The organism is Mesorhizobium sp. M0408, from assembly GCF_040321495.1.
Classification (GTDB): Bacteria; Pseudomonadota; Alphaproteobacteria; order Rhizobiales; family Rhizobiaceae; genus Mesorhizobium.
In genome coordinates this window covers 35781-48844 of the sequence record NZ_JAMYRO010000040.1, presented here as the reverse complement: position 1 = coordinate 48844, position 13064 = coordinate 35781, and the positions used below count along the sequence as shown (strand labels likewise).

Below are 13064 nucleotides of genomic sequence, written 5' to 3'. Positions count from 1 at the left end.
ACCCCCCCCCCCCCGCCCACCCGGCGCATACCCAGCTCCCCCCCCCCCGCCCCCGCCCCCGCCCACCGGCGCCGGTGGGGCATCCCCCGCGCCCGCCGGCCCGCCCCCCCCGGTCTCGGATTCCTCTTCCAGCACCAGCCAGCCATTGAAGCGTGGCGCTGCACTGGCGATGTCGATCACCGCCGCGGTATCGCAGACGCCCTTGCCGAGCATCGCCCATGTGCCGCTGGCATCGACATCCTTCAGGTGCACGTAGCGGATGCGGTCGCGATAGGTGGTGAGCGTGTCGGCCATGTTCCGATGGCCGCGCAAGATGTGACCGGTATCCGGCACCCAGCCGACGAGCGACGGATCGACCAGCCCGAAGATCCGGTCGTAGTCAGCGCGATCGAAGAGCAGCGTGTTGTGGTGCGAACTCGGATGCACCGCGACCTGGACGCCCGCCTTGCGCCCTAGCTCCCCCGCCTTGTTGTAGACCTCCGCGGCGATGGCGAATTTGTCGTCGCGCGGGCCGTCGGAGACGACTGTCGCCGAGCCCATCGACACCAGCGTGTCCGGAAAGGCAGCAGCGAAGTCGATCCATCGCTTCGCGGTCTCGAGGTCGTTGCCGATCTTCTCCTTGAGCGTGAAGCCGCTCTTGGAACCGAAGGCGAAGGAGACGAGCGTCAGCCCTGACGCCTTCAGCGCGGTCGCGAACTCCGCCGGCTTGTCGGCATATCGGCCGATCATCGTGTCGTTGATCTCGATGCCGGCATAGCCGCCATCGGCGATCGCCTTCAAGAGATCGTCCGGGCCGCCGGCAAAGCGCTCTCCGAGCATTTCCCAGGTAAAGGTCTGGCAACCGACTTTCAGGTCTTTCACGATCGTCCTTTCATTCCTTGATGCCGCCCCGCGTTAGCCTTGCGGTCCTGCCGTTCGTTGAAGGCCTTGATTAGGTCGCCAAAGGTTTCCTTGCCGAAGAAGGCGGCGCTGGCAAGCTGATTTCGGAACGTGATTGCGCCCGCGCCGGTCGAATGCCGAGACCCGTGTCGAGCGCTGCGGCGCCCAGCATGCCGGCGCCGATGAGAAATTGCCGGCGATCGGCGATGGTGACGTGACCCACAGGCTTCGTAGCGGCGGTCGGCCGTTTTTCATGTCAGTCATTTCCTCCCCTGAAGGCTGCGGCCCCCAATGTTGCGCCGGCATTTTCGCATGTTCTGCAAAAATTTTACGCGCGTCAATATTTAAAGTGCTGTATAGCGGGCTGTGATTGCGGCTCGCCACCGATTCAGCAGGCCCGCCGAAGTGTCATCGCGTTGGGAGGCAGACTCGAAAATGCAAGCAAAATCACAGATTAAGCTCGGTATCGGCGTTGTCGGATGCGGCAACATCTCGATGACTTATCTGCGCAACGCGGCGCTCTTCGGCGGCCTCGAGTTGCGTGCATGCGCCGACATTTCCACCGAACTGGCGGCACTGCGCGGCAGCGAATACGGCATCCGGGCAGTCAGCGTCGACACGCTTCTAGCCGATCCGGACATCGACCTTGTCCTCAACCTGACCGTCCCGGCGGCGCATTTCGACATCTCGTTTTCGGCGCTTTCGGCGGGCAAGCATGTTTTCACCGAAAAGCCGCTGTCAACCTCGGCTAGGGACGGCCGCCGGCTTGTCGCCGAGGCGGCGAAGCGCAATCTGCTCCTAGGCTCGGCCCCCGACACTTTTCTCGGCGCAGCCGGACGGCGGGCGCGCCGCCTGATGGACGAGGGCGCGATCGGCCGCGCCGTCACCGGCACCGCCTTCATGATGGGGCGCGGCATGGAGCACTGGCATCCCAATCCGCAATTTTACTATCAGCCGGGCGCCGGCCCAATCTTCGACATGGGCCCCTATTACCTGACCATGCTGGTCAACCTGCTTGGGCCGGTGGCACGCGTGATGGCGATGGCGACTCGGGGACAGGAAGTGCGCCTTATCACTGCCGAAGGTCCCTACAGGAACACCAGTTTCAAGGTCGGCACGCCGACCAACATCCTATCGCTGCTGGAGTTCCGATCGGGCGCCACCGTCACCTTCGGAGCCTCCTGGGATGTCTTCAGACACTCCAATCACCCTATCGAACTGCACGGCACGGAAGGCTCACTGCGCCTGCCCGATCCTGACACGTTCGGCGGCACCGTATCGCTTTCGGAACGCGGCGCCGACTGGGCCGACTTCCATAGCGAGAGCGAGCTCTACGGGGGGCGCAACTGGCCTTACGCCGCGCCCGACCGCGCCAACTACCGCATGCTTGGCGTCGCCGATCTGTCGCATGCGCTGAGGACGGGCAGAAAACCCCGCGCCTCGGGCGATCTCGCTTTGCATGTGCTGGAGATCATGGAGGCGATCCTCGCTTCGGGAGAAAGCCGCGAGTCCGTCGCCGCCAACGGGGCGGTCGACCAGCCGCCGCTTCTTGGCGAGGACGAGGCGACGAGCCTGCTTGCCTGAGGCGTAGGATCAGTCGATGGCTACGTTGCTTTCATCATTTCTCGATCCGGAAGCCCGGCATGTGCTCGACCTCGGCCGACAGGCTCCTGCGCGGCCGTTCGACGCCGGCACGCCTGAAGAGGCGCGGCGCGCCTATGAGGAGAGCTTTCCCACACTGCAGGGTGAACGCGAGCCGGTCGCCTCACTGAACGAACGCTTCATCGACGGGCCTAGCGGCCCGTTGACGCTCAGGATCTATCACGGGCGACGGGCGGCCTTGGCCAGTGCCCCAGCGTTGCTTTATCTGCATGGCGGCGGCTGGGTGATCGGCAATCTCGATTCCCATGACGAGATCTGCCGCTGGTTTGCCAACATGGCGGCCTGTGTGGTCGTCTGTCCCGACTATCGGCTGGCGCCGGAACACAAATTCCCGGCCGCCATCGAGGATTGTCGCGCAGCATTTGCCTTCATGCAAAGTGCGGCCGACGATCTCGGCATCGACGCGGAGCGGATCGCTGTCGCCGGCGACAGTGCCGGTGGCAATCTCGCTGCGGTGCTGTGCCTGATGGTGCGTAGGAGCAAGAATCCGCCGACCGTGCAATTGCTGTTCTATCCGAACACGGATGCCTCGCAGACAGCGGACAGCTATCGCCGTTTTGCTGAGGGCTATGGTCTCACCGCGGCAACGATGGCCTGGTTCCGCGACCACTATGTCAACCATGCCGGGGATATCGACGACTGGCGCGTGTCGCCGCTGAAGGTCGCCAGCCTTGCCGGCGCAGCACCAGCCTTTGTCGCGATCGCCGGTCATGACATTCTCGTTGACGAGGGTGAGGCTTACGCAAAGCGTCTGCAAGATGACGGCGTGCCTGTCGTGCTGAGGCGCTGGCCTGGCCAGATCCACGGCTTTGTCTCGATGGGCCGCCATGGTCCGGCCTCGCGGCAAGCCGTCGGCGCGGCGGTTGCCGCGTGGCGCGGCTTCGATGGAAAGCTCAGGCCGATTGACGCATAACCAGCGTCGCGTCGAGATTGACCTTAGCGGCAACCTCAGCTCCATCCTCGTTCAGCAGGGCCAGCAGCGTCTCGACGCTATATCCCGCCATGGCGGCGAAGTCCTGCGCCATGGTGGTGAGGCCTGGACATGTGTAGCGGCTCAGCGGGTGATCGTCATGAGCTGCGACACGCAGGTCGCAGTCGGCCTTGCGACCGACCTTGAGGCCTTGCGCGTAGGCGGCCGCCATCACGCCGAAGGCGAGACGGTCGTTGTTGCACAGAATGGTCTTGCCCGACAGGCCGCCATTGCCGAGCATTTTTTCCATTTGCTCGTAGCCGATCCGTTCGAAATCCCATGTGTACTCGTCGGTGTTGCCGATGACGACAGGCTCATGCCCGAGCCGCTTCATAGAAGCGATATAGCTTTTCAGTCGTTCTGGCGAGTTGTGGTTGACGTGCGGGATATCGAAATAGACCGGGGCATCGCCGGACCGGCACAGATACTCGACGATGGTCGAGACGCTCTGGGCATTGTTGTTGCCGACGAACGGCGTTCCGCCTTCGAGATAGGTGTCGAAATAGACCACCGGTATGGCCTGCGTCAGCTTCTCCAGCGTGCGGTGGTCCGAGCGCAGGCCGAGCGGCGCGATGAGTGCACCGGAGACCTTCAGCGACAGGATGGTTCGCGTTGCCTCCACTTCGAGCTCGCGCGAGCCGTGCGAGGAGATCACGATCGGCCAGTAGCCTTCGTCGCGCAGCCTTAGTTCGATGCGGCTGACCATCTCCGAATAAAAGGGGTCGGCCACTGTCGGCACCATGATGCCGATGCTGCGGGTCCGCTTGCGGTTCAGGTTGCGTGCAAACAGATTGGGCTGGTAGTCGGACGAGCGCAGCGCCTCTTCGATACGCTGCCGTGTCGCTGGCTTGACGCTGGTCGGATCGTCGAAATATTTCGACAGCGTCGGCCTGGAGACGCCGCAAGAGCGGGCAAAATCATCCATCGTCTTGTGCGTCGTCGGCAATTCAAACGCCTCGCGTTCTGGACATCCAATCACTGGGTTGCCCTAGCGCTGCCCCAGGGTACCCGCATACGCTGCCGTGCAACGGCAAGGCAAAATTTTACAGAGAGCTTCAGCAGTTTCAACGCGTATCGCTGAATTTTTTCACGCGTAAATTTATTAGTTGACGCGAAAAGTACAAGCCATATTGACTCCGAATATCGGTTGCCGCCAGGCAGAATTGCACGCGACTGAGAGGGGTCGTTCGAGTCGGGCCCTGGGGAGAAACGCCGGGAGGTTCCGCGAGGTGAAGAAGCTGGTCTCAGCCGGCGAGATCGAGCTTCGGCGATTGACGCAGCGTCGGCACCGAGATGCTGAGGGCAGCAACAGCGCGCTTTCCAGTCTAGCGCGATATGAAGATCCTTAATGTGCTAAATTTGTCTTCGTACTCCGAAACGTCGGTTGCCAATGGGACACGCTGCCAATTCTGGGCACCACAATCCGGAAGGCACCTACACATAGCGCACTTCGACTCCCAGCTTGTCCAATCGACTGCGAATCCCATAGGGCATAGCGGTGTCGGTGATGATCAGATCGACACGTGACAACGAAAATGCCTTAGATGAGGCGCCAATATCCCATTTGCTTGAATCCGCCACAAGGATCACGCGCCTGGCCATACGAACCAGATTGCGTTTTGTGCGCGCAATGTCTTCTGAGACATCGACGACATCGAATGACTGATCGATCGCATGCGCGCTGAGGAACGCTTGGTGGGCCACAAGGCCGCCCACAGCCCTATCAAAATCCGACACGATCGTGCTGACCGTCGAGGGATAGACCCGACCGCCTATCATATGCACGTCCAGCCCAGGGCGATACATCAGATGCTGTGCAATGTTCATCGCGGTTGTGGCTACTACCACATTGTTGACCGGGGGCATCTGCATTGCGACCTGCAGCAACGTCGAGCCGCTGTCGAACACCACGGACTGGTTGTCTATGATCTGGCGCGCCGCCATCTGCGCGATACGCCGTTTGGCATCGAAATTGCGAGACATCCGCTCTTCGAAGGCCGCCGCTGGCGAATCAGCGGGCAAGGCGATCGCACCGCCATGCGTTTTGATCAACTGCTTTTTTGCATCCAGAATTTCCAGGTCGGACCTGATGGTCACCTCGGAGACGCCGAAGTTTTCCGCCAGTTGGCTGGTACGCGCCTGGCCGGTCCGCTGAAGCGCGAGCATGATCTGATGTCGCCGTTGTTCCGCAAGCATGTGTAACCCCGAATTGCTGTTTGGATAACTGCACGCCAACCTTTCGAAAATCGAATAGGAAACCGGCCTGCGTTTGAGAATTCGAGGGATACCGCCTCACCGCAGCGAACGCTAGCCGTTGCAGTTGCAACCTATATCGAAACGAAAGAAATCGAAATATTGAATATTGTTTTGCTTTCGAGTTAGGGTCCTCAACGTCAGATCAACAATTGCGAAGGGACTGCACTGATATGGGCCTTGGAACTAAAATTCGCTTGTCGCGGCTGTTCTCGCATCGATCTGGGAACCTGTTCGGTGGTGCCGTCGACCATTTCGTAGGGTACGGCAACGTCCGCGAGGGAGGCCTTGCGGATCTGCCCGGCGCGCTCAAGCGGGTGATGGCCGGAGAGCCAGATTACATCAGCATTCAACCTGGTGCGGCGCGTCATTTGTGGCCGGCTTACGCCGGCAAGGCAGCGCTGGTCATTCAGGCGGGATGCTTTACGCCCGACGATCGGATCAGTCAGTTGATCGCGACGCCCGAAGATGCAGTGCGCTATGGTGCCGATGCGCTGGCGGTCGCCATTCCGGTGCGGGGCGATACCGAGGGTCACTACATTCGTTGGCTTACCGATACGGTCAACGCGGCTGCTCGTTTCGAAATGCCGGTCGTTGCACATGTTTATCCCCGCGACTATTCAAACGGCTGCAAGATCGTCTTCACCCCCGACGAAATCGCCTACGCAGTGCGGATTGGTTTTGAGACCGGTGTTGACGTGATCAAGGTCGGATACACCGGGGACTTCGACTCATTCAAGGAAACCGTGGCAACTTGCCCGGTTCCCATCGTTATCGCCGGCGGTCCGAAGACCGAGGATCTTCTGGGCGCTCTCACCCAGACGTCTGAAGCCCTGCGCGCCGGTGCGAAGGGTGCCGTCGTGGGGCGCAATCTGTGGGGGCACGGTGACACCACGATGGCAGCGCGTGCATTCAAGTGCGTCATTCACGATGGGATGGCACCGCAAGACGCTTTGGCGGCTGCGGGCACGTGAGCTGTGACCGGCAATCTGCAGGTTTTGGGCTTCGGAGCCTTGGCGATTGACGACATCATCTATGTCGACAGCCCGCTGGGTGCTGGCAAAGGGAAGGTGACAAATCGCACGAAGGACCACGGCGGCAATGTGGCGACGGCACTCGTTGCTGTCGCCAAGCTGGGGGGGCGTGCCGGTTTCATCGGCTGGCTGAGTGATCAGCCACTTACGGATGTCGGCGCCCACGAGCTTGAACGACACGGCGTCGACATATCTTTCGCGCCACGTCGTGCCGATGCCAAGCCGATCCGGTCGGTTATTACGGTCGCGCCCGATGGTGACAGGTTCATCGCCTATGATGATGATGTGCCGCACGGGACCTCCGATGCGCTGGCCGATAGCGTCCTTGCGCAAGCCCAGGTGCTGCTGATCGACGGTTACGCCACGCACGCTGACATGATTGTTGCTCGTGCCCGTAAGCTGGGTCTGGCGGTGGTGGCCGATATTGAGTGGACTGTCGGACCTGCGACCGAACGATTGATCCGCCTGTCAAATCACCTGGTATTGCCTCTGAAATTTGCCCAAACCTATACTGGCGAGGCCAAGGCGACAGCGATCCTGCGCAAGCTGTGGTCAGATGACCGCTCCGCGGTCGTGTTAACCGAAGGCGATCGAGGAGCCTATATCCGGCAAAAGGACGATGTCGTTTTGTGGCACGTTCCGGCCTACAAGGTCAGGGCAGTGGACACGACCGGCGCGGGGGATTGTTTTCATGGCGCCTATGCCTTCGCCCTTACGCAGGGAAAGCAGCCTGTCGCCTGCGCTGTTTATGCAACTGCCGCGGCCGCGATCTCAGTGACGGGCCGGGGTGGCCGCATGGCTCTGCCGGATCACAACGCCTGTGTCGCGTGGATGGCGAAAGAAAATGCACCTGTGCCCATACCGATTACGTCGCCAGACTGAGAATTCATCACTCGGATATTGCCGCTGCTGGTGGGACGTCCGAGGCGCGCGGTTAACCGCGCAGATAGCAATGCCGGTTCGATCTGCAGTCGCGCCGCGCGGAGGCTATTCGATGTTTAGGTAGCGCTGACAATAGGGAGGATGTGACGTGGCTGTTGTTGTGTTGGACAAAATTTGCAAGACCTACGGGACGAAATTCCAAGCCATCAAGGATCTTAGCCTGACGATAAACGACGGCGAGTTCCTCATTCTCGTTGGCCCTTCGGGATGCGGAAAATCGACAGCCTTGCGCATGATCGCGGGGCTGGAGGAGATCAGCAGCGGAACCCTGACCATTGGTGGAGAGAATGTTGAGGATCTAGCGCCGAAGGACCGGGATATTGCGATGGTCTTTCAGAACTATGCCCTTTATCCGCATATGACAGTGTTCGACAACATAGGCTTCTCGATGAAGCTTGCGGGGAAGAGCAAGGCCGAGCGGACGAAGCGCGTCCATGAAATAGCAAAGACCCTGCAGCTGCACACGCTGCTCGACAGTAAGCCGGCCGCGCTGTCTGGCGGACAACGCCAGAGGGTCGCCATGGGGCGCGCGATGGTGCGCGAACCGGCAGCCTTTCTCATGGATGAACCCTTGTCAAACCTCGATGCCAAGCTGCGCGTGCATATGCGCGCGGAAATTGTCAGCCTGCAAAGACAGCTGGGGGTGACCACGATTTATGTAACACACGATCAGACCGAAGCCTTGACCATGGGCGACCGGGTTGCGGTCTTGAAAGGCGGTGTCCTTCAGCAGGTCGACACGCCAAAGACGCTGTATAATCGACCAGTCAATGCCTTCGTCGCGGGTTTCATCGGCTCGCCGTCGATGAACCTGTTCGAAGGCCGTTTGCACAATGGCAGGATCAACCTGCCGACCTTTTCGATACCGGTGCCGACGAGTGCGTTTGAGCGCTCTCCTGGTCTGAGCGCCTTCGAAGGCAAGACGCTCATTTTCGGCATACGCCCCGAAGATCTTTACGACAGCAGTCTGGAATCGGGATCGCGACATGCCACTCTACCGGCCATCGTGAAGACGACAGAGGAATTGGGATCCGAGCTTATCGTTCATTTGAAGGTCGACGCGGTTCGAATCGATTCTGGCGACCCAGATGCTGTTGAAGATCTAAGCGGCGCAGCAAATGTCGTAGCGAGGTTTGAAGCCGTCAGCGCGGTCCGGCCGGGCGCGTTGATTGATCTGGCGATCGATGCGGCCAAGTTGCACTTCTTCGATCCCCAGACGCACCTCACAATCTAGCGTGATCCGCGATGGTTGACCCGGCTAAAGGGACGGAGACGCAAATGTCGCTTCTGTCTTCTGGCGTAGGTGACGGCAGACGCTGGCTTCGCTCTCCTGGGCAATCCGACCAGTTCTCGCTCGCCCATCACAGCTCGGGCCGTCTTCGTTGGCAAATGGTGAGACTTGCTCGACATCGGTTCAGCGCGCGACAGCCGATTTTTCCACCGGAGGTGGAGATCGTCTTGTGCCCGGCGGCACCCTGTCATCGACAACCAAAACGATCGCCTGAACGCCTCTGAATTGCGACGTCTACGCGAGCGCGCGACCCCACCGAATGGCGTTTTTTCTCTTCGAATATACGACTTTCATTTGTTTTCTTTTTAGGGGAGTGGCTTTCATTTGTTTACGAAAATAGAGAAAGAAGCGGCACAAGCAATGTGCACAAGGGAAAAACTAACCCCAGAGAACTTAAGAAAACCATATACCAATCAATGGCTTACATTCAGTCATAACGTCCCGGCATCCTACCCATTTTTCACGATTGCAGTTCTTGATTGACACAAAGACCCGGAAAAGAACCTAGTTTGATCGCGATCGGGAGGATCGAGCCAAACGTCGCTCCTAGGAGGAAAACATGAACGTCAGAAGATATATTGCTGCGGCCACGTCCGCTGTGGCTGTCTGGGCACTGTCTGCTACCTGCGCCTTTGCTGAGACCAATCTCGAATTCATCCAATGGTGGGAGCCGGAAATGCCCGCCGGTGCTCTGCGTAGCATCATGGACGACTTCGAAGCCAAAAACCCTGGTATCAAGGTGACGCTCGTCAGCGGTCCCTATTCCGCCACCCATGATCAGATCGTAGTCGGCGCCGCGTCGGGGACGCTCAGCGACGTCGTCGGCCTGGACGGAGCATGGGTCAATGGCCTTGCAAAGCAGGGCGCAATCGCTTCCATGGACAGCCTGATGGCTGACGCCAAATATGATCAGAGCCAGATCGCTGACATCATCAAGGTCAACGGCCAAAGCGTCATGTTCCCGCTCGCCTCGTTCGTATACCCGGTCTTCGTCAACCTCGATCTGGCCAAGGCTGCTGGTGTCGACAAGATGCCGGCCAACCGCACAGAATTCGCCGCTGCCGCGAAGAAGATGACCAATGCGGACAAGAACGAGTACGGGTGGGTGCTGCCGCTATCGCTGCAAAACCCCGGCGGCATCCAGAACGACGTGATGTCTTGGGTCTGGGCTTCCGGAGCATCGATGCTCAAGGACGGCAAGCCCGACGTGGAAAATGAGGCCGTGGTCGGTACACTCGAATACGTCAAGTCGCTACAGGACGCCGGCGTCATATCGCCAGGCATCTTTGCCAAGAAGGAACAGGACAAGGTCGAAGAGTTCGTCAACGGCCGTGTCGGAATGATGATCGACTCGCTGGCTCATATCAATCTTATCCGCCAGCGTAACCCCAATCTCAAGTTCGGTATCTCTGCGCTTCCTGCGGTCGACGGCTATACGGGTAAGCGCGGACTGCCCTATGCCTCTTGGGGCATCGGCATTAGCAACAGCACCGAGCATAAGGCAGAAGCCTGGAAGCTTGTTGAATATCTGATGAGCCCGGAAGTGAACGGCCGCCTGGTATCGCTCGCAAATGCCTTTCCGGGCAACGTGCAAGCGAAGCCTGACTTCTCGAAATCGGACCCGCTGTTCGAGGAAGCCTTCAAGATCTTCCAAAGCGGTCACTTGGCCAATGAATTCGTGGGCTTGCCGGTGGCCGAAGACCTGATGCGCGACATGAACGTCGAAGTGCAAAAGATGTTCGACGGCCAGCAAACCGCAAAGGAGGCCGCTGCCAACACGCAAAAGCAGTGGTTGCTTGACTTCGCCAAGTAGGCGCTGCTTCAGACAATTCGGCAGCGCGATAACATCTATCGCGCTGCCGCTGCATCGGAACCGGACCATACGGTCGATGACCAAGCGGATTGTACCTCATGAGCCTCGCCAACGAAGGTTTGATCGTCACGCGAACGAAAATGCGCAAGCGTGGCATGCTTTCTTACAAGACGAGAAAGCGGCTCACTCCGCTGTTTTATGTGGCACCCGCCACGTTTTTGTTTTGTCTGCTAATGCTGTTTCCCATGATCACGGTCCTGCGCTATTCGTTGATGGACGGCGCAATCATGAAAAAGGACGCTGCTTTCATAGGGTTGCAGAACTACGAGACGATCTTCACAGATCCAGTCTTCTGGCAGTCGGTCGGGCAGACCCTCTATTTCACGGTGATGAGCGTCATTTTCCACCTTCTAATCGGCCTGGCCTTCGCCCTATTGCTGAACACCCAACGCGTCCCTCCGATGATTAGAAGCATCCTGCGTGTTCTCTACATTTTGCCATGGCTCTTTACGGCAGTCATCATCGCGATCATCTGGCGGCTGCTTTTGGATCCCAATGGCGTGGTCAACAGCATTTTGATGACGCTCCATATCGTCAACTTCAAGGTCGAGTGGTTCTCCTCGACGAAAACCGCGATCCATGCGTTGACGTTTGCGAACATCTGGGCGGGATACCCTCTATATATGGTCAGCTTGCTCGCCGGTCTCCAGGGCATCCCCAAGGACCTTTACGAAGCCGCCGGCATCGATGGCGCCAATGAGTTCCAAAAGTTTCGGTACATCACGATCCCGCAGCTGATGCCGATCATCATCAGCATCGCCCTGCTGGATTTCATCTGGACGATGCAAGTCTTCCCCCTGGTCTGGATGACAACGGGCGGTGGACCGATCCATTCGACCGAGGTGCTGAGCACGTATACCTATAAGCTTGCGTTTTCGAGTTACGAATTTTCACAGGCTTCGGCGAGCGCGATCTTCATCTTGATCATCTCGATGGGCGCGACTTACTTCTACATCAAACACCAGAAGGCCAGGTGACCGGCAATGGCAAAGCGCTCCTTCAAAAACACCGTTTTGCCGACCGTACTGACATATCTCGGGCTCGCGGCCGGTCTGGTCTTTGCAGGCTTTCCAATCCTGTGGATGTTTTTCACTTCGTTGAAATCGAACACCGAGATCTTTGCCCTGCCGCCGAGACTGCTGCCCGACCATTTCACGAACGTGGCCTATCTTTCGATCTTCAATGATCCGACCAAGGTGCGCTTCTTTCTCAACAGCTATCTGGTCGCGGGAGTGGTAACCCTTCTGACGTTACTGATCGCCATTCTGACGGCCTATGGCTTCAGCCGCTATTCATTCCGGCTTAAGAATACGCTTAACGTCTTCATCATCAGCACACAGACCGTACCGCCGATCACGCTTCTGATTCCCTATTTCGGCATGGTCGTCGCCTTCGGCATTTTCAACACCTATTTCGCGCTGATTCTAACCTACATGGTATTCACCCTGCCTTACGCAATCCTTCTGATGACCGGCTATCTCAATACCCTGCCAAAGGAACTCGATGAGGCAGTGCTGGTCGATGGGGGGTCAAGTTGGACAGCGCTATGGCGTGTGATTATCCCTCTTTCAGTCCCCGGCGTCGTCGCGACCGCGGTCTATACGTTTCTGTTGGCGTGGAACGAGTTCCTTTTTGCGCTTACTTTGACGAAGTCGACGGACATGCGGACCGTTCCGATCGGTATCGAGTTGCTTATGGGCCAACATGCGTTCGAATGGAACGAGATGATGGCGATGAGCGTGCTGGGATCACTCCCGCTTCTGATCCTGTATCTGATTGCACAACGTTACTTCCTCGCGGGCCTGGCCGCCGGGTCGGTGAAGAGCTGAGCAAACTGACTGCCAGTTCGCTGTTCGCTGCTGAACACATCAACCCATTCCGGCCCCGAAGGTCCGGTCTTTGACAGCGCCAGCGCTATGCCAAATCCTGCACGTCGAGGGTCGTGCAGGCCGAAGGCGGCGACTGATCGCGCTCGACATCTCTCCCGCGGTTTCCCAACTGTTTCGCCCCGATGGCCCGGCGCTGACGCCGCTGCCGTCGACCTGAGTGGCGCACTCGGAAGTTGAATCCGACTGCTGACCAAGCCGGCTTCTAGCCTGGCCTCGGCATCCCCTGCCTTGTCGATTTCGCCATCTGATGCCGCGATCGCTCGACACCGGT

General features: G+C 58.9%; 11 protein-coding genes. 8 read left to right on the top strand and 3 right to left on the bottom strand.

What is annotated here, in order from left to right:
- Positions 1-819, bottom strand: an 819-nt coding sequence (locus tag NKI67_RS30340; RefSeq protein WP_352648467.1) for a sugar phosphate isomerase/epimerase family protein, incomplete at its 3' end; no start/stop codon positions are given.
- 495 nt (positions 820-1314) lie between these two features.
- Here NKI67_RS30340 and NKI67_RS30335 point away from each other — a divergent pair.
- Both NKI67_RS30335 and NKI67_RS30330 read left to right on the top strand, forming a co-directional pair.
- Positions 1315-2463 carry a Gfo/Idh/MocA family protein gene (locus tag NKI67_RS30335; RefSeq protein WP_352648465.1) on the top strand — a complete coding sequence of 383 codons (1149 nt, stop codon included), beginning with the start codon at positions 1315-1317 and terminating at the stop codon, positions 2461-2463.
- Positions 2464-2479: 16 nt separating this feature from the next.
- On the top strand, positions 2480-3454 hold the full coding sequence (locus NKI67_RS30330; protein ID WP_352637588.1) for an alpha/beta hydrolase: 975 nt from the start codon (positions 2480-2482) through the stop codon (positions 3452-3454).
- On the opposite strand, the gene NKI67_RS30325 is transcribed toward NKI67_RS30330, so the two are convergent.
- Together NKI67_RS30325 and NKI67_RS30320 are read right to left on the bottom strand one after the other, a co-directional pair.
- Complete coding sequence (locus NKI67_RS30325) at positions 3435-4436, bottom strand: LacI family DNA-binding transcriptional regulator (protein ID WP_352637592.1); 1002 nt, start codon at positions 4434-4436, stop codon at positions 3435-3437. The two genes, NKI67_RS30330 and NKI67_RS30325, sit on opposite strands and share 20 nt — an antisense overlap.
- Before the next feature lie 509 nt (positions 4437-4945).
- On the bottom strand, positions 4946-5707 hold the full coding sequence (locus tag NKI67_RS30320) for a DeoR/GlpR family DNA-binding transcription regulator (protein ID WP_023680295.1): 762 nt from the start codon (positions 5705-5707) through the stop codon (positions 4946-4948).
- A 230-nt stretch (positions 5708-5937) separates the two neighbouring features.
- Here NKI67_RS30320 and NKI67_RS30315 point away from each other — a divergent pair, with 230 nt between their 5' ends.
- From NKI67_RS30315 to NKI67_RS30290, 6 genes are all read left to right on the top strand, one after another.
- A complete protein-coding gene (locus tag NKI67_RS30315) occupies positions 5938-6738 on the top strand; it encodes a beta/alpha barrel domain-containing protein (RefSeq protein WP_352457857.1) in 801 nt (266 codons plus the stop codon).
- 3 nt (positions 6739-6741) lie between these two features.
- The gene (locus NKI67_RS30310) at positions 6742-7680 is read left to right on the top strand and encodes a PfkB family carbohydrate kinase (RefSeq protein ID WP_352571729.1); all 939 of its coding nucleotides are present in this window, start codon (positions 6742-6744) and stop codon (positions 7678-7680) included.
- Between the two features lie 148 nt (positions 7681-7828).
- Positions 7829-8974, top strand: a complete 1146-nt coding sequence (locus tag NKI67_RS30305; protein ID WP_352648461.1) for an ABC transporter ATP-binding protein — start codon at positions 7829-7831, stop codon at positions 8972-8974.
- A gap of 616 nt (positions 8975-9590) precedes the next feature.
- Positions 9591-10844 (top strand): ABC transporter substrate-binding protein, encoded by a 1254-nt coding sequence (locus NKI67_RS30300; protein WP_352637586.1) that lies wholly within the window; start codon positions 9591-9593, stop codon positions 10842-10844.
- 140 nt (positions 10845-10984) lie between these two features.
- On the top strand, positions 10985-11881 hold the full coding sequence (locus NKI67_RS30295; protein ID WP_502898200.1) for a carbohydrate ABC transporter permease: 897 nt from the start codon (positions 10985-10987) through the stop codon (positions 11879-11881).
- A gap of 6 nt (positions 11882-11887) precedes the next feature.
- Positions 11888-12733, top strand: a complete 846-nt coding sequence (locus NKI67_RS30290) for a carbohydrate ABC transporter permease (protein WP_352524729.1) — start codon at positions 11888-11890, stop codon at positions 12731-12733.
- Positions 12734-13064 lie beyond the last annotated feature (331 nt).

Bases quoted from the DNA above. Each gene is read 5' to 3' on its own strand.
- NKI67_RS30335 (WP_352648465.1), top strand. From the start codon at position 1,315: ATGCAAGCAAAATCACAGATTAAGCTCGGTATCGGCGTTGTCGGATGC.
- NKI67_RS30330 (WP_352637588.1), top strand. From the start codon at position 2,480: ATGGCTACGTTGCTTTCATCATTTCTCGATCCGGAAGCCCGGCATGTG.
- NKI67_RS30325 (WP_352637592.1), bottom strand. From the start codon at position 4,436: ATGGATGATTTTGCCCGCTCTTGCGGCGTCTCCAGGCCGACGCTGTCG.
- NKI67_RS30320 (WP_023680295.1), bottom strand. From the start codon at position 5,707: ATGCTTGCGGAACAACGGCGACATCAGATCATGCTCGCGCTTCAGCGG.
- NKI67_RS30315 (WP_352457857.1), top strand. From the start codon at position 5,938: ATGGGCCTTGGAACTAAAATTCGCTTGTCGCGGCTGTTCTCGCATCGA.
- NKI67_RS30300 (WP_352637586.1), top strand. From the start codon at position 9,591: ATGAACGTCAGAAGATATATTGCTGCGGCCACGTCCGCTGTGGCTGTC.
- NKI67_RS30295 (WP_502898200.1), top strand. From the start codon at position 10,985: ATGCGCAAGCGTGGCATGCTTTCTTACAAGACGAGAAAGCGGCTCACT.
- NKI67_RS30290 (WP_352524729.1), top strand. From the start codon at position 11,888: ATGGCAAAGCGCTCCTTCAAAAACACCGTTTTGCCGACCGTACTGACA.